Annotated in this window: 19 protein-coding genes; 12 read left to right on the forward strand and 7 right to left on the reverse strand. The window is 67.0% G+C overall.

Translation table 11 applies throughout. From position 1 onward, the window contains the following. Positions 1-63: 63 nt before the first annotated feature. The 4 genes from rplI to rpsF form a co-directional block, all read right to left on the reverse strand. Positions 64-510, reverse strand: coding sequence for a 50S ribosomal protein L9 (gene rplI / locus ACWCP8_RS13235; protein ID WP_352264002.1), 447 nt, complete (start codon positions 508-510; stop codon positions 64-66). Between the two features lie 18 nt (positions 511-528). After that, positions 529-765, reverse strand: coding sequence for a 30S ribosomal protein S18 (rpsR, locus tag ACWCP8_RS13240; protein ID WP_003967857.1), 237 nt, complete (start codon positions 763-765; stop codon positions 529-531). A 43-nt stretch (positions 766-808) separates the two neighbouring features. Next, a complete protein-coding gene (locus tag ACWCP8_RS13245; RefSeq protein WP_352264000.1) occupies positions 809-1,432 on the reverse strand; it encodes a single-stranded DNA-binding protein in 624 nt (207 codons plus the stop codon). A 74-nt stretch (positions 1,433-1,506) separates the two neighbouring features. Beyond that, complete coding sequence (rpsF, locus tag ACWCP8_RS13250; RefSeq protein WP_030930552.1) at positions 1,507-1,797, reverse strand: 30S ribosomal protein S6; 291 nt, start codon at positions 1,795-1,797, stop codon at positions 1,507-1,509. Between the two features lie 277 nt (positions 1,798-2,074). Between rpsF and ACWCP8_RS13255 the strand changes: the two genes are divergently transcribed. The 3 genes from ACWCP8_RS13255 (at position 2,075) to ACWCP8_RS13265 (ending at position 4,883) form a co-directional block, all read left to right on the forward strand. Continuing rightward, entirely contained in the window at positions 2,075-2,389 is a 315-nt protein-coding gene (locus tag ACWCP8_RS13255) for a hypothetical protein (RefSeq protein ID WP_352263999.1), read from the forward strand. 210 nt (positions 2,390-2,599) lie between these two features. After that, entirely contained in the window at positions 2,600-3,718 is a 1,119-nt protein-coding gene (locus tag ACWCP8_RS13260; RefSeq protein ID WP_451115952.1) for a lipid II:glycine glycyltransferase FemX, read from the forward strand. Positions 3,719-3,851: 133 nt separating this feature from the next. Beyond that, positions 3,852-4,883 (forward strand): alanine racemase, encoded by a 1,032-nt coding sequence (locus tag ACWCP8_RS13265; protein WP_030973776.1) that lies wholly within the window; start codon positions 3,852-3,854, stop codon positions 4,881-4,883. Positions 4,884-4,961: 78 nt separating this feature from the next. Here ACWCP8_RS13265 and ACWCP8_RS13270 read toward each other — a convergent pair whose 3' ends face one another. Then, entirely contained in the window at positions 4,962-6,458 is a 1,497-nt protein-coding gene (locus ACWCP8_RS13270) for a glycosyltransferase family 87 protein (RefSeq protein WP_451115954.1), read from the reverse strand. A gap of 137 nt (positions 6,459-6,595) precedes the next feature. Beyond that, positions 6,596-9,313 carry a transglycosylase domain-containing protein gene (locus tag ACWCP8_RS13275; RefSeq protein WP_451115956.1) on the reverse strand — a complete coding sequence of 906 codons (2,718 nt, stop codon included), beginning with the start codon at positions 9,311-9,313 and terminating at the stop codon, positions 6,596-6,598. A 377-nt stretch (positions 9,314-9,690) separates the two neighbouring features. Here ACWCP8_RS13275 and ACWCP8_RS13280 point away from each other — a divergent pair, with 377 nt between their 5' ends. The 3 genes from ACWCP8_RS13280 (at position 9,691) to ACWCP8_RS13290 (ending at position 12,941) form a co-directional block, all read left to right on the forward strand. Continuing rightward, complete coding sequence (locus ACWCP8_RS13280) at positions 9,691-10,398, forward strand: PadR family transcriptional regulator (RefSeq protein ID WP_352263993.1); 708 nt, start codon at positions 9,691-9,693, stop codon at positions 10,396-10,398. A gap of 67 nt (positions 10,399-10,465) precedes the next feature. After that, a complete protein-coding gene (locus ACWCP8_RS13285; protein WP_352263992.1) occupies positions 10,466-11,548 on the forward strand; it encodes an inositol-3-phosphate synthase in 1,083 nt (360 codons plus the stop codon). Positions 11,549-11,672: 124 nt separating this feature from the next. Beyond that, positions 11,673-12,941 carry an MFS transporter gene (locus ACWCP8_RS13290; protein WP_451115959.1) on the forward strand — a complete coding sequence of 423 codons (1,269 nt, stop codon included), beginning with the start codon at positions 11,673-11,675 and terminating at the stop codon, positions 12,939-12,941. 206 nt (positions 12,942-13,147) lie between these two features. Here the strand turns inward: ACWCP8_RS13290 and ACWCP8_RS13295 are convergent, their stop codons facing one another. Beyond that, positions 13,148-14,590: a CCA tRNA nucleotidyltransferase gene (locus tag ACWCP8_RS13295; RefSeq protein WP_451115961.1), complete on the reverse strand. Its 1,443-nt coding sequence runs from the start codon at positions 14,588-14,590 to the stop codon at positions 13,148-13,150. Between the two features lie 186 nt (positions 14,591-14,776). Between ACWCP8_RS13295 and ACWCP8_RS13300 the strand changes: the two genes are divergently transcribed. The 6 genes from ACWCP8_RS13300 to trxB all read left to right on the forward strand — a co-directional run bounded on the left by ACWCP8_RS13300 (position 14,777) and on the right by trxB (position 24,078). Next, positions 14,777-17,074, forward strand: coding sequence for a DUF6049 family protein (locus ACWCP8_RS13300; protein ID WP_451115963.1), 2,298 nt, complete (start codon positions 14,777-14,779; stop codon positions 17,072-17,074). A 49-nt stretch (positions 17,075-17,123) separates the two neighbouring features. Next, positions 17,124-19,280, forward strand: coding sequence for a murein biosynthesis integral membrane protein MurJ (gene murJ, locus ACWCP8_RS13305; protein WP_451115965.1), 2,157 nt, complete (start codon positions 17,124-17,126; stop codon positions 19,278-19,280). A 128-nt stretch (positions 19,281-19,408) separates the two neighbouring features. Further along, entirely contained in the window at positions 19,409-21,130 is a 1,722-nt protein-coding gene (locus tag ACWCP8_RS13310; protein WP_352263982.1) for a protein kinase family protein, read from the forward strand. A 161-nt stretch (positions 21,131-21,291) separates the two neighbouring features. Further along, positions 21,292-21,996 (forward strand): RNA polymerase sigma factor SigM, encoded by a 705-nt coding sequence (gene sigM / locus ACWCP8_RS13315; protein ID WP_352263980.1) that lies wholly within the window; start codon positions 21,292-21,294, stop codon positions 21,994-21,996. Next, positions 21,993-22,982 carry an anti-sigma factor family protein gene (locus tag ACWCP8_RS13320; RefSeq protein WP_451115968.1) on the forward strand — a complete coding sequence of 330 codons (990 nt, stop codon included), beginning with the start codon at positions 21,993-21,995 and terminating at the stop codon, positions 22,980-22,982. Before sigM ends, ACWCP8_RS13320 begins: the two co-directional genes overlap by 4 nt. A gap of 133 nt (positions 22,983-23,115) precedes the next feature. Next, positions 23,116-24,078 carry a thioredoxin-disulfide reductase gene (trxB, locus tag ACWCP8_RS13325; RefSeq protein WP_352263976.1) on the forward strand — a complete coding sequence of 321 codons (963 nt, stop codon included), beginning with the start codon at positions 23,116-23,118 and terminating at the stop codon, positions 24,076-24,078. The last annotated feature ends 15 nt before the right edge of the window (positions 24,079-24,093 follow it).

Genomic DNA, 24,093 nt, shown 5'->3' on the forward strand with positions numbered 1-24,093 from the left:
AAACGACAAGGGGCCGCACTCCCACGGAGTGCGGCCCCTCACCTGCTCTGGTGAGCTCTGCCCTTAGGCAGCAACGACCTCGATACCGAGCTTCGCCGCAACCTCGGGGTGCAGACGCACGGACACCTGGTGTCCGCCGAGCGTCTTGATCGGCGAGCCGAGCTCGACGCGACGCTTGTCGACGTCCGGGCCACCGGCAGCCTTGATCGCCGAGGCGATGTCGGCCGGGGTGACGGAGCCGAAGAGACGGCCGGCGTCGCCGGAGCGAACAGCCAGACGGACCTTCACGGCCTCGAGCTTGGCCTTGATCTCGTTGGCCTGCTCGATCGTCGCGATCTCGTGGATCTTGCGGGCGCGGCGGATCTGCGCCACGTCCTTCTCGCCGCCCTTGGTCCAGCGGATGGCAAAGCCACGCGGAACCAGGTAGTTGCGGGCGTACCCGTCCTTGACGTCGACGACGTCGCCGGCAGTGCCGAGGCCGGAGACCTCGTGGGTAAGGATGATCTTCATTATTCGGTCACCCTTCCCTTATCGCGCGGTGGACGTGTAGGGCAGCAGCGCCATCTCACGGCTGTTCTTGACTGCCGTGGCGACGTCACGCTGGTGCTGCGTGCAGTTGCCGGTGACGCGGCGGGCACGGATCTTGCCGCGGTCGGAAATGAACTTCCGCAGCATGTTCGTGTCCTTGTAGTCCACGTACTGGGTCTTGTCCTTGCAGAACGCGCAGACCTTCTTCTTAGGCTTGCGCACAGGCGGCTTCGCCATGGTGTTTCTCCTGTGTGATCAAGAAGTGGGGGTACGAGCTTCCCTAGAAGGGAGGCTCGTCCGAGTAGCCGCCACCAGAACCACCAGAACCGCCGGAACCGCCGGAGCTTCCGCCCCAACCGCCTCCGCCGCCCTGCTGACCCCCGCCCTGCTGGCCGCCGGCCGGCGCGCTGGTGGCCCACGGGTCGTCGGCGGGAGCACCGCCGCCACCCTGCTGGCCACCGCCACCGGGACCGCCGCCCCAGTTGCCGCCGCCCTGCTGGCCACCGCCGTAACCACCCTGGCCGCCCTGGCCACCTCGACCAGTGGTCTTGGTGACCTTGGCCGTGGCGCTCTTGAGGCTGGGGCCGACTTCCTCGACGTCCAGCTCGTAGACCGTGCGCTTCACGCCCTCGCGGTCTTCGTACGACCGCTGCTTCAGCCGGCCCTGCACGACAACGCGCATGCCTCGCTGGAGCGACTCGGCGACGTTCTCCGCCGCCTGTCGCCAGACCGAGCAGGTGAGGAACAGGCCTTCGCCGTCCTTCCACTCATTGGTCTGCCGGTCGAAGATGCGGGGAGTGGACGCGACACGGAACTTCGCGACCGCCGCACCGGACGGGGTGAAGCGCAGCTCGGGGTCGTCGACGAGATTGCCGACGACCGTGATGACGGTCTCGCCTGCCATGGGTGAACCTCTCGGCGGGGATTGCTTCTGGCTGCTTGCTGCTACTCGAACCCGATGACCGCTGAGCTAGATGCTCAGTGGATCTCGGGACGGAGGACCTTGGTCCGGAGGACCGACTCGTTCAGGTTCATCTGGCGGTCGAGCTCCTTGACGATCGCAGGCTCGGCCTGCAGATCGATGACCGAGTAGATGCCCTCGGGCTTCTTCTTGATCTCGTAAGCGAGACGACGACGGCCCCAGGTGTCGACCTTCTCAACCTTTCCGTTGCCCTCACGGACGACGGAGAGGAAGTTCTCGATCAGCGGGGAGACAGCGCGCTCCTCGAGATCGGGGTCGAGGATGACCATCACCTCGTAGTGACGCATGTGGAACCCACCTCCTTTGGACTCAGCGGCCACGGTCGTTCCGTGGCAGGAGGGTCGTGATGCGTAAGCAACAGTGTCTCCGAGTAAAACAGCCGGCACTGACAACGCCCTCCATCGAGAGGGGCTGATGTGCTGGCCTGGGCAGACACCGGTGCAGACCGTACAGAGTACCCGCACACCGGCCTCCGGTTGAAATCCGGTGCTCAGGAGACGCAATCTGTACACATCGGGTGTGAGCGGCGACACGATGCGCCGCCTTTCGGCCAGGAGGTACTCCATGGCACAGACAATGCGAACCCGCCCTGCCGTTTCCCTGCTGGCCACGGACGGCAGGCCCCATCCGCTCCAGAACACCCTGGTGGCGGTGACCGCCGTTCTCGGCCTTCTCGCCTTCGTGACGGCGATGTTCCACAGTCTGCATCTGATCAGCTCGTGGGCCGGACTCGTCGGGATCCTGACGGGTGCGTACGGGCAGTACATCTCGGTGACCACCCGCGAGAGGTTCCCGCTGATCCTCGGCATGGGCGCGTCCGCCATCGGATTCTTCCTGGGCATGGCCCATGGAGGCCTCTTCGGCGGCGTGGTCGGTTGATCCCGGCCCGGACCCGGCCGAACACACCGGGACCCGGCGCCGGTCCACACCACGGGGCCGTCCAGGTCCCGGTGGACCGGGTTGCCGGGTTCCACCGGGTCGGCAAGGTCCCATAGGGCCAGACGGGGCGCTCCCCGGTCGCAGTAGGCTTCGGCGCGAGAGCCGGAGCCCCTGACCGATGGGGACACACCTGCCGAGGAGCGCCCCGACATGAGCCTGACCCTGAGGACCATCAGCCGAGAGCAGCATCTGGCGTACATCCAGAGTCTGCCTTCGGCCAGTCACTGCCAGGTCCCGGCGTGGGCTGATGTGAAGACCGAATGGCGCTCGGAGAATCTGGGATGGTTCGACAAGACCGGCAAGTTGGTCGGCGCCGGCCTGGTCCTGTACCGACAGCTGCCCAAGATCAAGAGGTATCTCGCGTACCTCCCCGAAGGCCCGGTCATCAACTGGTACGCCCCGAACCTCGACGACTGGCTGCAGCCGATGCTGGCGCATCTCAAGCAGCAGGGGGCCTTCTCCGTGAAGATGGGCCCGCCGGTCGTCATTCGTCGCTGGGACGCGACCGCCATCAAGTCCGGTATCCAGGACCCTGATGTGAAGCGTCTGCGCGACGTCGAGGCCACCCACATCGAGCCTCGTGCCTTCGAAGTTGCTGACCGGCTGAGGAAGATGGGCTGGCAGCAGGGCGAGGACGGCGGCGCCGGATTCGGTGACGTACAGCCGCGCTATGTCTTCCAGGTCCCGCTGGCCAACCGGTCGCTGGAAGACGTCCTCAAAGGCTTCAACCAGCTGTGGCGCCGCAACATCAAGAAGGCCGAGAAGGCCGGTGTCGAGGTCGTCCAGGGCAGTTACGAGGACCTCGCCGAATGGCAGCGGCTGTACGAGATCACCGCGGTCCGCGACCACTTCCGGCCGCGCCCGCTCTCTTATTTCCAGCGCATGTGGACGGTACTCAACTCCGAGGACCCCAACCGCATGCGGCTCTACTTCGCGCGGCACAACGGCGTGAACCTGTCGGCGGCGACGATGCTCGTCGTCGGTGGCCACGTCTGGTACTCGTACGGCGCATCCGACAACATCGGGCGCGAGGTCCGGCCCTCGAACGCGATGCAGTGGCGCATGCTGCGCGACTCGTATGCGATGGGCGCGACCGTCTACGACCTTCGCGGTATCAGCGATTCGCTCGACGAGACGGACCACCTCTTCGGTCTGATCCAGTTCAAGGTCGGTACCGGCGGCGAAGCCGTCGAGTACGTCGGCGAGTGGGACTTCCCGCTCAACAAGCTGCTCCACAAGGCTCTCGATATGTACATGTCGCGCCGCTGACGAAACCGGCTTCATTCGTTTCAATAGGTGCTTCAGCAGGCATGCCGGAAGGCAGGCCAACAATCTCAGGCACTTCATCAAGCTCCGCATACCTCTGATACACCGCAGCCACCAGAAAGGTTCCGGACCGGCCATGGCGCTCTCCCTCTACGTCGACACCGCGCGCTGGCGGGCGCACCAGAAATCCGTGCTCGACCAGTTCCCCGGGCTCGTCCCGGTCTGCAAGGGCAACGGATACGGCTTCGGTCACGAGCGGCTCGCCGACGAGGCGATCCGCTTCGGCTCCGACACTCTGGCCGTCGGCACCACCTATGAGGCGGCCCGCATAAAGGACTGGTTCAGCGGCGATCTGCTGGTGCTCACCCCGTTCCGGCGGGGCGAGGAGCCGGTGCCGCTGCCCGACCGTGTCATCCGGTCCGTGTCCTCCGTGGACGGTGTGCACGCCCTGGTCGGGGCTCGTGTCGTCATCGAGTGCATGAGCTCGATGAAGCGTCACGGCGTCAAGGAGGAGGAGCTGGGGCAGCTGCACGCCGCCATCGAGGACGTACGCCTCGAAGGTTTTGCCCTGCACCTGCCGCTGGACCGGACGGACGGCTCGGACGCGGTCGAGGAGGTCATCGGCTGGATGGACCGCCTGCGGGCGGCCCGACTGCCGCTGCACACCATGTTCGTCAGCCATCTGCGTGCCGAGGAACTGGCCCGGCTGCAGCAGCAGTTCCCGCAGACCCGCTTCCGCGCCCGCATCGGCACGCGGCTGTGGCTCGGCGACCACGACGCGACGGAGTACCGGGGCTCCGTCCTCGACGTCACACGTGTCGTCAAGGGCGACCGGTTCGGCTACCGCCAGCAGAGGGCCGCCTCCGACGGCTGGCTGGTGGTCGTCGCCGGCGGTACGTCGCACGGCGTGGGCCTGGAGGCCCCGAAGGCCCTGCACGGCGTGATGCCGCGGGCCAAGGGCGTCGCCCGCGCCGGCCTGGCCACGGTCAACCGCAACCTGTCGCCGTTCGTCTGGGCGGGCAAGCAGCGCTGGTTCGCCGAGCCGCCGCACATGCAGGTGTCGATCCTGTTCGTACCCGCGGACGCACCGGAGCCGAAGGTCGGGGACGAGCTGGTCGCCCATCTGCGCCACACGACCACCCAGTTCGATCGTCTCGTCGACCGCTGAGGCGCTGGGCCGACCCGGAGAACGACCGTTGAGGCCAGGGCCTCGCCGAGGGCTCGCGGCCTTCCGGCGAGGCCCTGCTCAGTCGGTAGCCGATTCGTGCGCCGCGCCCCACTCCACCCACGGTCCCTCGACCGCGTGCGCCGCGTGCCGCGGCCGGTGCGTCACTGCGTGTCCCAGTACAAAGACGTCCTCGGCCCCGTCGAGTACCCCGCCCGACGGATCGTCCGACCCGTCACTGCGTACGACGTCCCGCTCCGGCATCAGGATGTCCCGTACGACGACGGCGCAGAGGTACAGCGTGCCCAGCAGATGCACGGCGATCGCCAGCTGGTAGCCCTCCGTCGGCAGCCCCTGGTGCTTGTCGCCGCTCGTCGTGTACGCGAGGTACATCCAGATCCCCAGGAAGTACATGACCTCGCACGCCTGCCAGATGAGGAAGTCCCGCCAGCGCGGCCTGGCCAGCGCCGCAAGAGGGATCAGCCACAGCACGTACTGCGGTGAATAGACCTTGTTGGTGAGGATGAACGCCGCGACGACGAGAAACGCCAGCTGAGCGAAGCGGGGCCGGCGCGGGGCCATCAGCGTCAGCACGCCGATGCCCGCGCACAGCAGGAGCGTCAGCAGCAGCGAAATGTTGTTCACGGTGTCGACCGAGATGGAGATACCGGCACGCTGCGCGATGATCAGCCAGAACGAACCGAAGTCGAGCGGCCGGTCGTGGCTGAACGTGTAGAACTTCTTCCACCCCTCGGGCGCGAACACCATCACCGGCAGGTTCACCACCAGCCAGGATGCGGCCGCGCCGAGCGTCGCCACGAAGAACTCCCGCCATTTGCCCGCCCGCCAGCAGAGCACGAAGATCGGCCCCAGCAGGAATACGGGATAGAGCTTGGCGGCCGTGGCGAGGCCGATGAGGATGCCGAACGCCAGCGCCCGCTGCCGGGACCACATGAGCATGGCCGCGGCCGTCAGGGCGACGGCCAGCAGGTCCCAGTTGATCGTCGCGGTGAGCGCGAAGGCGGGCGCCAGGGCGACCAGCAGCCCGTCCCACGGACGGCGCCGGTGTGTACGGGCGACACACACGGCCATGACCGCGGTACAGATCATGAGCATGCCCGCGTTGACCATCCAGTACATCTGCTCGCGGTACTGCATGGAGCCGCCGGGCGTCAGCCAGGCCGCGACCTGCATGAACACCCCCGTCAGTACGGGGTATTCGAGGTACTGCATGTCGCCGCTCAGCCGGTCGAAGTACGGCACGAGGCCGTCGGCGAAGCCACGCCCGACGAAGAGATGCGGAATGTCGGAGTAGCAGGCATGCGTGTACTGCGAACTGGCGCCTCTGAACCACGCCCAGTTGTAGCAGGGCGCCTTCTGCACCATGCCGAGCGCAAACATCCCGATCGCCACCAGCGCGACGACACGCACGGCTGTGAGCGGCCCGGTGCCGGTCCTCGCCCAGCGTCCCGACCGGCCGCCGATCAGCTCGCTGCCGGCCGCCGCGATCTCGTCCTGCTGCGTGGGCCGTACGACGGGCCGCTCCTGATGCACGCTCGTGTCCTCTGCGCTTGGCATGCCGCACATCCTGCCGTACGGGACTGTGGAAACGGCGAGGGCCGCCGCACCGAGTGGTGCGGCGGCCCTGCGGACGTCCTCCTGCGGCTCCCCCTTCACCGGCCTGCCGGCCGAGTGGAGCGCTTGCCTGCCGGGCGCTACCCGGCCGGGCCTCCGAAGATGCTGCCGTTCCCGTTTCCGTTCCCGTTGCCGCCACCGGCGCCCCCGGGGGACGACGTCGGGTCTGTCGAGGGCACGGGCGTTCCTCCCGTGCTGCCGTCGGTCGTTCCGGTGTTGCCGCCTGTGTTGGTGCCGCCGCTGCTGTCCTGGCAGTTCCAGTCCCACGCCTTGCAGCTCTTGCTCGGGCCGGGTTTCGGGAAGGACGGGGTGCTCGAGGGCGTCGAGGACGGCGTGCTGGAGGGGGTCTCCGAAGGCACGATGCTCGGCGTCGGAGACGGGCTGGGCGCGCCGCCGCCATAGACCGTCTCGCCCCAGGGCTCCGGCTTCGGGAAGGGCACGGGCGATTCCCCGGCCAGCGCTTCGATCATGTAGTCGTGCCAGATCTGGGCCGGGAACGAGGCACCGTGGATCGTCTTCTCACCACCCGTCCCGTACATCTTCTCGAACTTACGGTTCTTGTGCTTCTCGTTGTCGTCCAGCCGGTACATGCTGATGGCCGTCGACAACTGCGGGGTGTAGCCCACGAACCAGGCGGACTTGTTGTCGTCCGTCGTACCCGTCTTGCCCGCCACGTCGCGGCCGGGAAGCTGGGCAGGCGTGCCGGTTCCCTTCTCCACGACGTTCTTCAGGACGTCGGTGACGTTGTCGGCGATGGCGTTGTCGAAGGCGCGCTTGTTGACCTTCGGGTGCTGATAGACGGGCTCGCCGCGGTACTTGACCTCTTCGACCGAGTACGGATCGTGCTGCATACCGCTGGTGGCGAAGGTGCCGTACGCCCCCGCCATCCGGATCGCACTCGGCTGGGACGTACCGATGGAGAAGGACGGAACGGTCGAGTCCGCCATGGAGCGGTCGTCGCGCAGACCTGCGGCGATGGCGACGTCCTTCACCTTTTCGGTGCCGACGTCCATACCGAGCTGGACGTACGGGGAGTTGGCCGACCACTGCATGGCCTCGCGAAGGGTGATGTTGCCCCTCGACTCATGGCCGTCATTGGACTGCAGCCATTCCTTGCCGTTCTCATCGGTCCAGACCTCACCGTTGTACTTCTTGATCTTCAACATGTCGTCGGCGTTGTAGATGCTCTTCGGTGAGACCTTCGTACGCTGCGACTCGCCCTGATCCTCGCCGCCGGCCGGGTCACGCTTGCCGTACTCCATCGCGGCCGTCAGCACGAACGGCTTGAAGGTCGAACCGACCTGTGCACCGGTGGTGTCGGCGTTGTTGGTGTAGTGCGTCGTCGCATCCTGGCCGCCGTAGATCGCGGCGATGGCACCAGTATTCGGATCCACCGACGCGCCACCGAACTGGACGTGCGTGTCCGTCGTGGGGCGCTGCTTCGGCTTGATCTTGTTGTCGTAGACCTTCTTGACCGCGGCGTTGAGCTTGTCCACCTTGCTCTTCACGAAGGTGGTGTGGATCTCGTATCCGCCCTGGGCGAGCTTGTCCGCGGTGATGCCCTTGGTGTTGTTGTTGAGGAAGTTCGACTTGGCCAGGTCCACCAGATAACCGATCTGGCCGCTCAACTCCGCACTCTTCTTCGGCGGGTGCGGAGTGGGGAACCCCTGCTTCAGGTACTTCTGGCGATCCTCAGCCGTCATCCGGCCGTCCTTCACCTCTTCGTCGAGGATCCAGGCCCAGCGCGTCTTCGCGCGAGCCAGGTTCTTCGCCGGGGTGGCCTGTATGGGGTCGTACTCGGGCGCACCCGCCGGGTCGTAGTAGGTCGCGCCCTTGAGCAACGTGGCCAGGAAGGCACACTGACTCGCGTTCAGCTTCCTGGCATCCGTGCCGTAGTACGTACGGGCCGCGGCCTGGATCCCCGATGCACCTCGTCCGTAGTACGAGATGTTGAGGTAGTCGGCCATGATGTCCTTCTTGTCCATCGTTTTGCCGACCTTGAGCGTGATGAACAACTCCTCGAACTTGCGGCTCAGCGTCTGATCCTGAGAGAGCCGCGAGTTCTTCACATACTGCTGGGTGATCGTCGAACCACCCTGGGTCTCACCACCCTTGGCCATGTTGTAGAGGGCCCGGGCAATGCCCATGGGGTCGATACCACTGTCCGTTTCGAACGACTTGTTCTCTGCCGAGATGACAGCGTTCCGCATGGCTGCGGGGATCTGCGAGTAATCGATGATCTGACGGTTGATCCCACCACCCGTCGCGACCATCTGCGTGTTGTTGGCCCAGTAGTAGACGTTGTTCTCCGCCTTGGCGGCATCCTTCACCTTGGGCGTGCCGACCATCGCGTACGCCAGCCCGGCGAAGCCCATGAGCAGGCCGAGGAAGCCGATGCACAGACCGGAGACCAGCCTCCACGACGGCAGCCAGCGCCTCGCTCCGTACTTGCCGGCGCGCGGGTAGTCGATGAAGCGCTTCTTGGCAGGAGGCTGACTACCGCGTCCCCGGCCCCGGCCGGGGCCTTCGCGCCCGTCGCCGCCACCGCGACGGCGGCCCCCTCCGCCATAACCTGCGCCACCCCCCTCGGCGGCACGGCGCCCGCCGCGCTGGGCGGCCCTCCTGGCCTCGGCGCGTCCGCCGTACGGACTCTCCCCGCCATAAGAATCGGAAGGTGACTCAGAAGTTACTCCGCGTGACGGCGCTGCACGGCGTCCTGAGGACGACTGGGCGGCTCGTCTGGCCGCGGCACGCCCGCCACCTTGCGGTTGCTGCGTTTTGCGACGGTGCTCGCTCATCGAACGACTACTCCTCGGGCAGGCGAGAACGCCTGGAAGCGGCAGTTGAGATCCGGTCCCCCCGAATTACGGACCAGCCCTGCGACAGGCTCATCCGCAGCCGGTCCGGTCGGTCCGCGATGACTGACGCGCGCGGACGTCACACGGTTCCCGGTGGTCTGCATCCCGCACAGACTACGCACGCTCAAAACCCCCCTAGAGCCGAAGTTCACCCTAAATAACGCAAGTCGCTTCCTACGAATTGATGATGTGACGCCGTTCACGACGGTCCCCCTTGTCGCAACGCGGCGAGCGATCTATCGTCGGGATGTATCGAGTCGATACATCAGCTCGGCATAGGGCTCCGCGAGAGCACTCGGAGTAAGGAGGAGGCGAAGTTGAGCAGACGCTCCGGCATCCTCGAATTCGCCGTACTCGGCCTGCTCCGCGAGTCGCCGATGCACGGGTACGAACTGCGCAAACGCCTCAACACCTCGTTGGGGATCTTCCGCGCCTTCAGCTACGGCACCCTCTACCCCTGCCTCAAGACGCTGGTCGCCAACGGCTGGTTGATCGAGGAGACAGGAAATGCGCCCGTCGACCTTCCGCCCGTCACCGGCCGTGCGGTCGCCCCTGCTTCTTCACTGGCTGGGCGTCGCGCCAAGATCGTCTACCGGCTGACGGCAGAAGGTAAGGAGCACTTCGAGGAGCTGCTCTCGCACACCGGCCCCGACTCCTGGGAGGACGAGCACTTCGCAGCCCGCTTCGCCTTCTTCGGGCAGACGGAGCACGAGGTGCGGATGCGCGTGCTGGAAGGCCGCCGCAGCCGGCTGGAGGAGCGCCTGGAGAAGATGCGCGCCTCTCTGGCACGAACCCGCGAACGACTCGACGACTACACACTTGAGCTGCAGCGACACGGCATGGAGTCCGTGGAGCGCGAAGTGCGCTGGCTGAACGAGCTCATCGAGAGCGAGCGGTCGGGACGGGATCAGCGACGATCCTCGCCCGAGGGCTCGGCTCCGCAGAACACAGCAGGAGAGACGGACGGCCTGCCCCGGCATCGGGGTCTTACCCCGCCGGATCCGTCCGACGACACCGGCAAATGAAGTCCCGGCAGTTCCGCAGGGCCTTCATCGGAATCACCGAGAACACTCAACACAGGGAGCAACCGGAATGGGTTCGGTTCGCGTAGCCATCGTCGGCGTGGGCAACTGCGCCGCCTCGCTGGTACAGGGCGTCGAGTACTACAAGGACGCCGATCCGGCCGGCAAGGTGCCCGGTCTGATGCACGTCCAGTTCGGCGAGTACCACGTGCGTGACGTCGAGTTCGTCGCCGCCTTCGATGTCGACGCGAAGAAGGTCGGCCTCGACCTCGCGGACGCCATCGGCGCGAGCGAGAACAACACGATCAAGATCGCCGACGTGCCCAACACCGGCGTGACGGTCCAGCGCGGCCACACCCACGACGGTCTGGGCAAGTACTACCGCGAGACCATCGAGGAGTCCACCGAGGCCCCGGTCGACATCGTCCAGGTCCTCAAGGACAAGCAGGTCGACGTTCTCGTCTGCTACCTGCCCGTCGGTTCCGAGGTCGCTGCGAAGTTCTACGCGCAGTGCGCCATCGACGCCAAGGTCGCGTTCGTCAACGCCCTCCCGGTCTTCATCGCCGGCACCAAGGAGTGGGCTGACAAGTTCACCGAGGCCGGTGTCCCGATCGTCGGTGACGACATCAAGTCGCAGGTCGGCGCCACCATCACGCACCGCGTGATGGCGAAGCTCTTCGAGGACCGGGGCGTCGTCCTGGACCGTACGATGCAGCTGAACGTCGGCGGCAACATGGACTTCAAGAACATGCTCGAGCGTGAGCGCCTTGAGTCCAAGAAGATCTCCAAGACGCAGGCCGTCACCTCCCAGATCCGTGACCGTGAGCTGGGTGCGGACAACGTGCACATCGGCCCGTCGGACTACGTGGCCTGGCTGGACGACCGCAAGTGGGCGTACGTGCGCCTCGAGGGTCGCGCCTTCGGTGACGTTCCGCTGAACCTGGAGTACAAGCTCGAGGTCTGGGACTCCCCGAACTCCGCCGGTGTCATCATCGACGCCGTGCGTGCCGCGAAGATCGCCAAGGACCGCGGCATCGGTGGCCCGATCCTCTCCGCGTCCTCGTACTTCATGAAGTCCCCGCCGGTCCAGTACTTCGACGACGAGGCCCGCGACAACGTCGAGAAGTTCATCAACGGCGACGTCGAGCGCTGACCCGACCGGAAACGGCGTGTCACCGTAGGAGGGCGATGAGCGGCAACGCTCCGCCTCTCCCGCATCGTTGAGGGTCCCCAGGTAATCCGCCCGGGGACCCTCAACGTATGTGACCCTTGCCCTCATGCCCGTCGTACGTGATCTGCGCGTACTCCTGCGCCTTCGGAACTTCCGTCGTCTGCTCGCCGTACGGCTCCTCTCCCAGTCTGCCGACGGCGTCTACCAGGTCGCCCTCGCTGCACACGTCGTCTTCTCTCCGGAGAAGCAGACATCGGCGGGAGCCATTGCCTCCGCGATGGCCGTACTGCTGCTTCCGTACTCGCTCATCGGCCCCTTCGCCGGCGTCTTCCTGGACCGCTGGCCGCGCCGCCAGGTCTTTCTGTACGGCAATCTGCTGCGCACTGCCCTCGCCTGCTGCACCGCCCTGCTGATCCTCGACACCGCGCCCGACTGGCTCTTCTACGCATCGGCTCTGTGCGTCACCGCGGTCAACCGCTTTGTGCTGGCGGGCCTCTCTGCCGCACTGCCCCGGGTCGTCGACGAGGACCGGTTGGTCATGGCCAACTCACTCTCACCGACAGCGGGAACGCTCGCCGCCACGGCAGGCGGCGGCCTTGCCTTCGCCGTGCGTCTGATCGCGGCGGACTCCGATGCGGCGGTCGTGCTGCTGGGCGCGGGGCTCTACCTTGCGTCGGCGCTGGCATCCCTGCGCCTTGCGGCCGATCTCCTCGGGCCGGATCCGGGCGGCCCCCGTCTCCGACTGAGGGACGCCCTGGCCACCACCGCACGGGGACTCGTCGGCGGACTGCGCCATCTGGCGGAACGGAAGGACGCAGCACGGGCGCTGGCCGCCATCACGGTGATCCGGTTCTGCTACGGGGCGCTGACCGTCATGGTGCTGATGCTGTGCCGGTACGCCTGGTCCGACAGCAACTCCGGCGGACTGGCCCTGCTCGGCCTTGCCGTGGGGTTCTCAGCTGCGGGATTCTTCGCGGCGGCCGTGGTGACGCCCTGGGCGGTGGGGTGGCTCGGCCGGTTCCGCTGGATGGCGGCCTGTGCAGCCGCAGCCGCCGTCCTCGAACCCGCGCTGGGATTGTGGTTCAGCCCCGGCCCGACGCTGGTCGCGGCGTTCGTCCTCGGACTGGTCACCCAGGGAGTGAAGATCGCAACGGACACCGTCGTACAGACGTCGGTGGACGACTCCTTCCGCGGCCGAATCTTCTCCCTGTACGACGTGCTGGTCAACGTGGCCTTTGTGAGTGCGGCCGCAGTAGCCACCTTGGCCCTACCTCCTGACGGCGAGTCGGCCGCAGTGGTGATCGGAGTTGCCGTGCTCTACGCGATCGTCGCAGTGACGATGTTCCGGTGGAGCCGCGTCGCCGGCGTGCGATAGCGGCGGCTACCCCCGGCGGCCCTCCGCGGCAGGGTCGGCCGCCCCAGAACTTCAGACCTGTGAGTGCACCGAGCGCCACCACGATGACGACGACACCGCGAACCGCCAGGACAGCCGCGACGAGGGGCACTGTTTCACGTGAAACAGTGCCCCTCGTCGCATCGGTCGCGTCATGTTTCACGTGAAACATGACGCCGGTTCCGACCTCAGGTCTGCGTGGCCCACCACTTCTTGAGCTCAGCCACCGCGGTGTCGTGCCCCATCGGACCGTGCTCCATCCGCAGCTCCAGCAGGAACGCGTACGCCTTGCCGATCACCGGCCCAGGACCGACACCCAGTGCCTGCATGATCTCGTTGCCGTCCAGGTCGGGCCGAATGGCGTCCAGCTCCTCCTGGTTCTTCAACTGTGTAATGCGCTCCTCGAGTGCGTCATACGTCCGCGAGAGGGCATCGGCCTTGCGCTTGTTCCGCGTCGTGCAGTCCGAGCGGGTCAGTTTGTGCAGCCGCTCCAGCAGCGGACCCGCATCACGCACATACCGACGAACAGCGGAATCGGTCCACTCCCCGTCGCCGTAGCCGTGGAAGCGCAGATGCAGCTCCACCAGCTTCGAGACGTCCTTGATCATGTCGTTGGAGTACTTGAGCTCGGTCATTCGCTTCTTGACCATCTTGGCGCCCACCACCTCGTGGTGATGGAACGAGACACGTCCGTCCTTCTCGAAGCGGCGGGTCCGCGGCTTGCCGATGTCATGGAGCAGCGCAGCGAGCCGCAGAGTCAGATCGGGCTCGTCCTCCTCCAGATCGATCGCCTGCTCCAGGACGGTCAGCGAGTGCTCGTAGACGTCCTTGTGACGGTGATGCTCGTCACTTTCCAGTCGCAGCGCGGGCAGCTCCGGCAGCACCTGCTGCGCCAGTCCCGTGGAGACAAGCAGGCCAAGACCCTTCCGAGGATGAGCGGAGAGCAGCAGCTTGTTGAGCTCCTCACGGACCCGTTCGGCGGAGACGATCTCGATACGCCCTGCCATCTCAGCCATCGCGGTGACTACATCGGGGGCGACATCGAAGTCCAACTGCGCGGCGAAGCGCGCGGCGCGCAGCATGCGCAGCGGGTCGTCGGAGAACGACTCCTCGGGCGTCCCCGGGGTGCGCAGCACGCGCTCCGCCAGGTCCTCGAGGCCGCCGTGCGGGTCGATGAATTCCTTCTGCGGCAGCGCGACGGCCATCGCGTTGACCGTGAAGTCGCGGCGTACGAGGTCTTCCTCGATGGAGTCGCCGTAGGAAACCTCCGGCTTGCGTGAGGTCCTGTCGTACGCCTCTGACCGATACGTGGTGACTTCGATCTGGTAGCCGTTCTTCTGGCACCCCACTGTGCCGAAGGCGATACCGACCTCCCACACCGAGTCCGCCCACGGACGGACGATCTTCAGGACGTCCTCGGGGCGGGCATCAGTGGTGAAGTCCAGGTCGTTCCCCAGCCTGCCGAGAAGCGCGTCCCGGACCGAGCCGCCAACCAGGGCGAGACTGAATCCGGCATCCTGGAAACGGCGGGCGAGGTCGTCGGCGACCGGGGACACCCGCAGCAGTTCGCTGACTGCGCGGTGCTGCACCTGGGTCAGGGCACTGGAGATGTCTTCATTGGCGTTCGGCACAACAGAAAAGGGTACGTGCCCGGACCGGCCCGGGCGTCATCGTTTCTTTCTGCCCTGCAAGACTCTCCCGATCACCACCAAGCGCACTCCCCAGCGCTTGGCCCCGGCGCACATCGTTACCATGCGGGGACGCAGCAACCGACAACGATCGACAGCAGCTGACTACGACGAGGGACGGACAGGCGCGTGGCCGAGGCGGCAGACATTCAGGGGATCAGTCACTCTCCTGCCCGCCGGTGGCTGCGGCGCACAGCCTCCGTGATCCTCGGAGCGCCGCTCGTCGCCACTCTGCTGGCCGGTCCGGCCGTGCCCGGGGCGCAGGCCGACGAGGCGAGCAAGGCTCCGGCCGGCTCCGGCACCGTCGACGTGACCCTGGACTCCCTGGCCCCCAGCGCGCCGGTGAAGGGAGACACGCTCACTGTCTCCGGCACTTTGACCAACAGGAGCAAGGAAGCGGTCACCGATGCCCGGGTCGACCTGCGGGTGGGGCCGCGACTGTTCGGCAGGACGTCCATCGACGCGGCAGCCGAACGCACCGGGTATGTGCCCGGCAGCGATCCTGCGGCGATCGGCGGCAAGTACACACTGAAGATCGCGAAGCTCCCGTCCGGGATCACCCAGAACTTCACGCTGTCCGTGCCCGTCGGCAAGCTGGGGCTCGATGACGCCGGTGTCTACCAGTTCGGTGTCTCGCTGTCCGGACAGACCTCCCGTGCCCCGTACGAGCAGGTCCTCGGCATCGAGCGCACCTTCCTTCCCTGGCAGGAGGACGAGAGTGATTCCAGGACCCGGATCACCTATCTCTGGCCGCTGATCGCGTCGGCCCACCTCACTGCCGAGACGGGTTCCGACGAGCAGCAGACCCCGGTCTTCGCCGACGACGACCTCGCCGCGGAGCTTGCTCCGGGCGGGCGCCTCGAGCAGATGGTCTCGCTGGGCAGCCAGCTGCCTGTGACCTGGGTGATTGATCCGGATCTGCTGGCCGGTGTCGACGCGATGACGAAGAGCTACCGCATCAAGGTCGGCGACACCACCATCGCCGGGAAGAACCAGGCCGTCGCCAAGCAGTGGCTCACCGAGCTGGAGACAACTGTGGCGGACGACAAGGTCGTCGCGCTGCCGTTCGCCGACCCGGATCTGGCGTCCCTCGCCCACCGCGGAAAGAACGTCTCGGGAAGCCTCAGCCACCTGCAGAACGCCACCGAGGTGGCCGGCACGACGGTGGAGACCGTCCTGCATGTGAAGCCGTCCACGGACTTCGCGTGGCCGGTCGAAGGCGCCATCGATCCATCGATCGTCGATGTCGCCACATCGGCCGGTGCGCACAACGTGATCGCCCGCAGCGACAGCCTCCAGGAGACCGGGGGGCTGCCGTACACGCCGAGCGCGGCCCGTCCGATCGGTGGCGGCACCACCGCTGTCGTCGCCGACTACCGGCTCTCCAAGGCCTTCGAGGGCGACATGTCGAAAGCGGGAAATTCCACCCTCGCCGTTCAGAAGTTCCTCGCCACGACCCTCGCGCTGAACGACCAGGACACGGACGCCGAGCGCAGCATCGTTGTCGCACCGCAGAGGATGCCGACCGCCGCTCAGGCACAGTCGATGGCACGCGCCCTGCACGCCCTCGACGACGAACGGTGGACACAGCCCCTCGACCTGGTGGACGCTGCCGAGGCGGAGCCCGACGCCGACGCGACGACGAGGGTTCCCGGGACTTCCCAGTACCCGAGGAAGCTCCGCAGCCAGGAGCTGCCCACCCAGGCCTTCCAGGACATCAAGGCCACCCAGGCCTCGCTCGACAGCTTCCGGGGCATCCTCACCCAGCCCGAGCGGGTCGTCACACCCTTCGGCAACGCGATCAACCGGTCCATGTCGACCTCGTGGCGCGGCAAGCCGCTGGAGGCCCAGCAGTACCGGGACGCGGTTCGCACGTATCTGCATGGGCTCACCAACGAGGTGCAACTCATCTCCAAGTCGGACGTCACCCTGTCCGGCCGCAGTGCCACCATCCCGGTGACCGTGCAGAACAAGCTGGTGCAGGGTGTCGATCATCTTGTTCTCCGGCTGAAGTCGGACAACGCGACGCGGCTCAGGCTGAACGACGGCGGCGCGGTGGCGGAGAAACCGATCCGCATCGCGGGCGGCCACAGCCAGTCCGTGAAGTTCGACGCCTCGGCAAACGCCAACGGCCAGGTGCAGGTGAGGGCGCAGCTCTACACCGAGGACGGCACGCCGTACGGCGAGGAGATGACCTTCACCGTGAAGGTCTCCGAGGTCACGCCGACCGTGCTGCTGGTGATCGCCGGCGGACTGTTGCTGCTGGTCCTTGCGGGCATCAGGATGTACACCCATCGCAAGCGTGCCAACGCGGACGGCCCGTCCGGAGGCGACGGCGGTGAACCCGAGCAGCCGAGTGACCCGACGCCGGACACCGGTCCGGAAAGCGGGGAGCCGTCGGGCACGGGTGAGAAAGTGGACCGTTGAGCGATGTCTGTCGTGGCCGGTCGGCCGGGGACAATGAGGTGGGGTATCGATGAACGCGCCGTACGACGGTGACCGCGGTCAGAGTGCGGGCGGAGCTGGGCCTTCCGACGGATCCCCGACGCCTTCGGACCCGGGGCAGGTGGATCCGGCGCCGGACCCGTACCTCCAGGACGCGTACAGCCACGATCCCTACCGCGCCCAGGACCTCTCCGCCCAGGACCCGGTGGCCGAGGTGCTGTACGACCGCGCCGCACACCCGCCCCCGCCCCCTGGCACATACCAGCCACCGCAGCCGCTCTACCAGCAGCCGCCCGCGGCGCAGTACGCCCCCGATCCGCGCGTCTGGGCGCAGACCCCGCCGCCCGAGCCGGCCGGGCCGTCCCGCCATCTGCCGTACGGCGAAGACGCGGCGACCACCCAGTTCGTCGGCGTCGACGACCTCGTCACCCAGGCGTCCGGGGGCCACGAGGAACCGGATGCGTTCGCGCACCTGTTCCGGGACCAGGAGGGGCCGGCCGGGCCCCCCGTTCCGCCCGAGCCCGAACCGGCTCCGGCGCCCGCTCCGCCGAAGTCCGGCGGCCGGGCCTCCAGCCTGCTGAAATCCAGCGCGGTGATGGCGGCCGGCACCCTGGTGTCCCGGCTCACCGGATTCGTACGCAGCCTGGTGATCACCGCTGCGTTGGGTGCGGCGCTGCTCGGTGACAGTTTCACCATCGCCTACACGCTGCCGACAATGATCTACATCCTCACCGTCGGCGGTGGACTCAACTCGGTCTTCGTTCCACAGCTCGTCCGTTCCATGAAGGACGACGAGGACGGCGGCGAGGCCTATGCCAACCGTCTGCTGACCCTTGTGATGGTCGCGCTCGGCGTGATCGTGGCGATCGCGGTCTTCGCCGCACCCCTGTTGATCCACCTGATGTCGAGCACGATCGCGAACGATCCGGCGGCCGACAACGTCGCCACAACGTTTGCCCGGTACTGCCTGCCGACCATCTTCTTCATGGGCGTGCATGTGGTGATGGGCCAGATCCTGAACGCCCGCGGCAGGTTCGGCGCCATGATGTGGACCCCGGTCCTCAACAACATCGTCATGATCTTCACGTTCGGCATGTTCATCTGGGTCTACGGCACCTCAGCCGAATCCCACATGGGTGTGCAGACGATCCCGCCGGAGGGCATCCGGCTGCTGGGCATCGGCACGCTGCTCGGTCTGGTCGTCCAGGCCCTGGCGATGATTCCGTATCTGCGCGAGGCCGGCTTCCGCTTCCGTCCGCGCTTCGACTGGAAGGGCCACGGCCTCGGTAAGACGGTCAAGCTGGCCAAGTGGACCGTCCTGTTCGTCTTCGCCAACCAGGCCGGTGTCCTGGTCGTCACGCAGCTGGCGACCGCAGCCGGCAAGGCTTCCGGCAGGAACGGCGCGGGTTTCCTCGCCTACTCCAATGCCCAGCTGATCTGGGGAATGCCGCAGGCGATCATCACCGTCTCGGTCATGGCAGCCCTGCTGCCCCGCATCTCCCGCGCCGCCCACGACAACGACCCCGGCGCGGTCCGTGACGACATCTCCCAGGGGCTGCGCAACTCCGCCGTGGCGATCGTGCCGGTGGCCTTCGCGTTTCTCGCTCTCGGCGTCCCGATGTGCACCCTGCTGTACTCGTCCAGCGGCACCGAGGCTGCCCGGTCCATGGGCTTCATCCTGATGGCGTTCGGACTCGGCCTCATCCCGTACTCCGTGCAGTACGTGGTGCTGCGCGGCTTCTATGCGTACGAGGACACCCGCACGCCGTTCTACAACACGGTCATCGTCGCCGGGGTCAACGCTGCGGCCTCCGCTCTCTGCTACGTGGTCCTTCCGGCCCAGTGGGCGGTCGTCGGTATGGCGGCCTCGTACGGGCTGGCCTACGCCGTCGGCGTGGGCATCGCCTGGCGTCGGCTGCGCAACCGGCTGGGCGGCGACCTGGACGGCGCCCATGTCGTGCGTACGTACGCCCGGCTGTGCCTCGCGGCGATCCCCGCAGCGGTCATCGGCGGTGGCGTGGGCTTCGCCCTGCTGCTGGGCCTGGGCGAGGGTGCCTTCGGTTCGCTGGTCGCGTTGATCTCGGGCGGGGCCGCGCTCATGGGGGTCTTCTTCGTCGCTGCGAAGCGGATGCGGATCGAAGAGATCAACGGCATGGTCGGTATGGTCCGCGGACGGCTCGGACGCTGAAGACCGGCGGCCCGCACAACCATCGCCGGTCTCCGTGTGTCGTGCATAGCGCTGGAGTGTGGGCACAATTGGCGTGACTGTGCAGAGCTGGCTGGCATCGCGCAACGGATGGGGAGGCAGGAACGACGGTGGCGGAACGTAGCACGGCTGCCGTCGACGTGGCCGACAACAGCGGTGATGAATCGCTGACCGCCAAGGCGGACGAGGCCACGACCGACGGGACGACAGAAGCCCAGGACACGGAGGGCACAAGCCCCCAAGACGCGGACGGTGAGCGAAGCAGCTCTGAAGCCGCCGCAGCGACCCCGGACCTGCACAGTGGTCACAAACTGGCCAGACGCTACCGGCTGGAGGAGTGCGTCACCCGTCTGGACGGATTCAGCAGCTGGCGTGCTGTCGACGAGAAACTGCGCCGCGCGGTGGGTGTCCATCTGCTTCCTGCGGACCATCCACGAGCCCGTGCCGTGCTGGCCGCGGCCCGCTCCTCGGCGCTGCTCGGAGACCCGCGTTTCGTGCAGGTCCTCGACGCGGTCGAGGAGGACGACCTCGTCTATGTCGTCCACGAATGGCTCCCCGACGCCACCGAGCTCACGGCTCTGCTGGCCGCCGGTCCGATGGATGCTCACGACGCCTACCAACTGGTCAGCCAGGTATCCCAGGCCATGGCGGCCGCGCACCGCGAGGGCCTCGCGCATCTGAGGCTCACTCCGGGCGCGGTACTTCGGAGCTCGACCGGCCAGTACCGGATCCGCGGCCTCGCCGTGAACGCCGCCCTGCGCGGCATTACCGCCGACGGTCCGCAGCGCGCGGACACCGAGGCGATCGGCGCCCTGCTCTATGCCGCATTGACGCAGCGCTGGCCGTACGAGATCGATGCCTACGGTCTCACCGGGCTCCCCAAGGGTGTGGGGCTGATCGCCCCCGACCAGGTGCGGGCCGGAGTCCACCGCGGCCTCTCCGAACTCGCCATGCGCGCCCTCGTCAACGACGGGGCCACCGCCTCCCGGCAGGAGCAGCCGTGCACCACACCGGACGAGCTGGCCAAGGCGGTCGCGGCGATGCCCCGCATCCGCCCGCCGGAGCCCACCTTCACGGCTCCGCCGGAGTACCAGCGCACGACCTACCAGCAGGGCAGCTACGGGCGTCCGCCCGCCAGCACCGGCGTTCCCGTGGCGCAGCCCGTCATGGTCACACCGCCGGCACCGCTCCAGAGCCGTACCGGCAAGGCGCTCAAGTGGGCCGTGTCGGCCCTCCTCATCGCTGCCCTGGGCCTCGGCAGCTGGCAGCTCGCGGAGACGCTCCTCGACCGCGGCAAGGAGACGGACGACCCGGGAACCACACAGACGGATCCGGAGAACGGTGACAAGCCTTCCCCTGCCCCGGCCAAGCCGCTGCGGCTCAGCGGTGCGACAGAGTTCATGCCCAGCGGGTCGGGGATCCAGCAACAGGACGCACCGAACGCCGTCGACGGCAAGTCCGACACTGCCTGGATCACCCCCAGCTACAAGGGCTACCCGAATTTCGGGAACCTCGCGCCCCGCAGAGACGGCAGCGGCATAGTCGTCGACCTGGGCAGTGTGCAGAATGTCAGAGGCATCAAGGTCCAGCTGTACCGCAGCGACCAGAAGATCGAAGTGCTCGCAGCTGCCGAGGACGCCTCCGCTCCGTCGTCGCTTTCGGATTTCCCGCAGCGCCTCACCAAGCTGAGCAAGGCAGGAAGCAGCCTGGATGAGACACTCACCAAGCCCGTACGCACCCGCTACGTGCTGATCCATGTCACCGAACTCCCACCGGACGGGTCGGCAAGTTCCTTCCGCGGCGGGATCTCGGAGATCTCCGTACTCGGCTGACCGAGCAGGCCGGCAGGGACCATCCTCCCTGCCGGCCTGCCGCATGTCCGGCCGCTGGTGACCGCAGCCCTCGCTTGAACCGATCTTCCTCATCTCTATGCCGCACGACATATGAATCGTGATAGACAGACGGCCCCGACGCACAGAGGGAGGGAGGGGAGGTGGCCTCCGAGCCGTCAGAGCCACTCAGCGACTCAGACCTCCTCGCTCGCCATGTAGCCGGTGAACCGGATGCTTTCGGTGAGCTCGTCCGACGCCACCGAGACCGGCTGTGGGCCGTGGCACTACGGACCCTGGGGGATCGCGAGGAAGCGGCCGATGCGGTCCAGGACGCCCTGGTCTCCGCCTTCCGGGCCGCCCACACCTTCCGTGGCCAGTCCGCCGTCACCACCTGGCTGCACCGCATCACTGTCAACGCATGCCTCGACCGGGTCCGTAAAGCCGCCACACGCAAGACCTCACCGGTCGACGACACCGAGCGGCTCGAGCAGCTTCTTGAGCCTCACGAATCCGCCGAAGCGCCGGCCGAACGCCAGGATCTGCACCGTGAGCTTCTGGCAGCACTCGGCACCCTTCCCGCCGAGCAGCGCGCCGCGCTTGTCCTCGTGGACATGCAGGGATACCCCGTGGCCGAGGCCGCCCGCATCCTCGACGTACCGACCGGCACGGTGAAGAGCCGCTGCGCGCGAGGCCGAGCCCGGCTCGCTCCTCTCCTCGCCCATCTGCGCAGCGAGAGCGGAGAGGCCAGTGAACTCAGCCCTGGAAGGAACCGGACGCAGAGAGCATCCGTCCCACCCGCGTCGGGGCCGAGAGACACAGGAACCAGTGATCCTGCCGAAGTGAAGGGCGGAGGTGGACACACATGACATCAACGACCGACACGACCCAGCACCCGGATGTCTCGGAGATCTCCGACCTCACCGAAGGAGTGCTGCCTCCGTCCCGCACGGCGGAAGTACGCCGTCACCTGAACGAGTGCGGCATCTGCGGAGAGGTCCTGATCTCTCTCGAAAAGATCCGTGAGCTGCTCGGCACCCTGCCTGATCCCGAGCGTATGCCCGACGACATCGCAGACCGCATCGATGCCGCACTGGCCGCCGAACCACTTCGCTCCTCGGACCACACAGCAGATGTTTCACGTGAAACAGAGGCCGTCGTGGGGCAGGATCAGGAAGCCGGAGATCAGGACTCAGGGGGCCAGGAAGCACGGGGCCGAGAGACACAGCCCGCCCTCGCGGACCGTCCTACAGGACACCCGCGGGCCACCACCGGCCCCGGCCGCCGACCCGCACGACGACGCCGCCGCGGCATAGTTCTCGGCACAGCCCTCGGTGCAGCCATGGTCGGCGTGAGCGTCCTCATGCTCCAGACGGTCCAGAATTCCCCGGACTCTGCAGGAGCCAGCAAGGCCACGGCTGCCGACAGCGGCGTCAGCGCCCCCGAGGACGGAGTGAACGCGTTCTCGGGTTCTCCGCTCAGCCGACACGTGGAAGCGCTCCTGAATGGCACCGGGATGCCCGCCTCAGGGGAATCGGACGAGAAGCGAGCACCGTCCGTCGAGATGCAGTCGCCGCCCGATACCGAGTCCCCCACGCCCCCCTCGCCCAAGACGCCGCTGCGTACCCCCGCGGTGACAGTCCCCGCCTGCATCCAGCAGGGCATCGGACGAAGGACTGCCGCTCTCGCCATCGAGGAAGGCACCTACGAAGGAACGCACGCCTACCTCGTAGTCCTGCCGCACCAGACCAACGCGGCGCTCGTCCAGGCCTATGTCATGGACGCCAGCTGTGTCGATGCAGACCCCACCGGCAATGGCAAGCTACTCCTGACCCACAGCTACGCCCGCCCCTGAGAATCGTGCCGGGCGCCGCTCCGGCACGTCGGGAATGCATCCCCCGTAGGATCCGTTGGGTGGGGTGTGAGTCGTTGAACCGACCCCATTAGGCGTGGACAGTAGGCAGTCTGCAGAGACGAGGAAGAAACCCGTGAGCGACGTCCGTAATGTGATCATCATCGGCTCCGGGCCTGCGGGTTACACCGCGGCCCTTTATACCGCGCGTGCGTCGCTGAAGCCTCTGGTGTTCGAGGGCGCCGTGACTGCTGGCGGCGCTCTGATGAACACCACCGACGTGGAGAACTTCCCGGGGTTCCAGGACGGGATCATGGGCCCCGAGCTCATGGACAACATGCGCGCCCAGGCGGAGCGGTTCGGCGCCGAGCTCATCCCCGACGATGTGGTTGCCGTCGATCTGGTCGGTGACATCAAGACCGTCACCGACACGGCGGGCACGGTGCACCGCGCCAAGGCCGTCATCGTCACCACCGGCTCTCAGCACCGGAAGCTCGGCCTGCCGAACGAGGACGCCCTCTCCGGACGTGGTGTCTCCTGGTGTGCGACCTGTGACGGCTTCTTCTTCAAGGACCAGGACATCGCCGTCATCGGCGGTGGCGACACGGCCATGGAGGAGGCAACGTTCCTCTCCCGCTTCGCCAAGTCGGTCACGATCGTCCACCGCCGCGACTCGCTGCGGGCCTCCAAGGCCATGCAGGAGCGTGCCTTCGCCGACCCGAAGATCAAATTCGCCTGGGACAGCGAGGTCGCCGGGGTCCACGGCGAGCAGAAGCTCTCCGGTCTGACGCTGCGCAACACCAAGACCGGCGAGACGTCCGAGCTCGCGGTCACCGGTCTTTTCATCGCTGTCGGCCACGACCCGCGTACGGAGCTCTTCAAGGGCCAGCTCGACCTCGATGACGAGGGCTATCTCAAGGTCAGTGCTCCATCGACGCGCACCAACTTGACCGGTGTCTTCGGTGCCGGCGACGTCGTCGACCACACCTACCGGCAGGCCATCACCGCTGCCGGCACCGGCTGCTCCGCCGCCCTCGACGCCGAGCGCTTCCTTTCTGCGCTCGCCGACGAGGAGAAGGCCGCTGCGGCCGCCGTCTGATCCACGCCTCTCACC

Source organism: Streptomyces sp. NPDC002206 (assembly GCF_053593595.1).

Bases quoted from the DNA above. Each gene is read 5' to 3' on its own strand.
- rplI (WP_352264002.1), bottom strand. From the start codon at position 510: ATGAAGATCATCCTTACCCACGAGGTCTCCGGCCTCGGCACTGCCGGC.
- rpsR (WP_003967857.1), bottom strand. From the start codon at position 765: ATGGCGAAGCCGCCTGTGCGCAAGCCTAAGAAGAAGGTCTGCGCGTTC.
- ACWCP8_RS13245 (WP_352264000.1), bottom strand. From the start codon at position 1,432: ATGGCAGGCGAGACCGTCATCACGGTCGTCGGCAATCTCGTCGACGAC.
- rpsF (WP_030930552.1), bottom strand. From the start codon at position 1,797: ATGCGTCACTACGAGGTGATGGTCATCCTCGACCCCGATCTCGAGGAG.
- ACWCP8_RS13255 (WP_352263999.1), top strand. From the start codon at position 2,075: ATGGCACAGACAATGCGAACCCGCCCTGCCGTTTCCCTGCTGGCCACG.
- ACWCP8_RS13260 (WP_451115952.1), top strand. From the start codon at position 2,600: ATGAGCCTGACCCTGAGGACCATCAGCCGAGAGCAGCATCTGGCGTAC.
- ACWCP8_RS13265 (WP_030973776.1), top strand. From the start codon at position 3,852: ATGGCGCTCTCCCTCTACGTCGACACCGCGCGCTGGCGGGCGCACCAG.
- ACWCP8_RS13270 (WP_451115954.1), bottom strand. From the start codon at position 6,458: ATGCCAAGCGCAGAGGACACGAGCGTGCATCAGGAGCGGCCCGTCGTA.
- ACWCP8_RS13275 (WP_451115956.1), bottom strand. From the start codon at position 9,313: ATGAGCGAGCACCGTCGCAAAACGCAGCAACCGCAAGGTGGCGGGCGT.
- ACWCP8_RS13285 (WP_352263992.1), top strand. From the start codon at position 10,466: ATGGGTTCGGTTCGCGTAGCCATCGTCGGCGTGGGCAACTGCGCCGCC.
- ACWCP8_RS13290 (WP_451115959.1), top strand. From the start codon at position 11,673: ATGCCCGTCGTACGTGATCTGCGCGTACTCCTGCGCCTTCGGAACTTC.
- murJ (WP_451115965.1), top strand. From the start codon at position 17,124: ATGAACGCGCCGTACGACGGTGACCGCGGTCAGAGTGCGGGCGGAGCT.
- ACWCP8_RS13320 (WP_451115968.1), top strand. From the start codon at position 21,993: ATGACATCAACGACCGACACGACCCAGCACCCGGATGTCTCGGAGATC.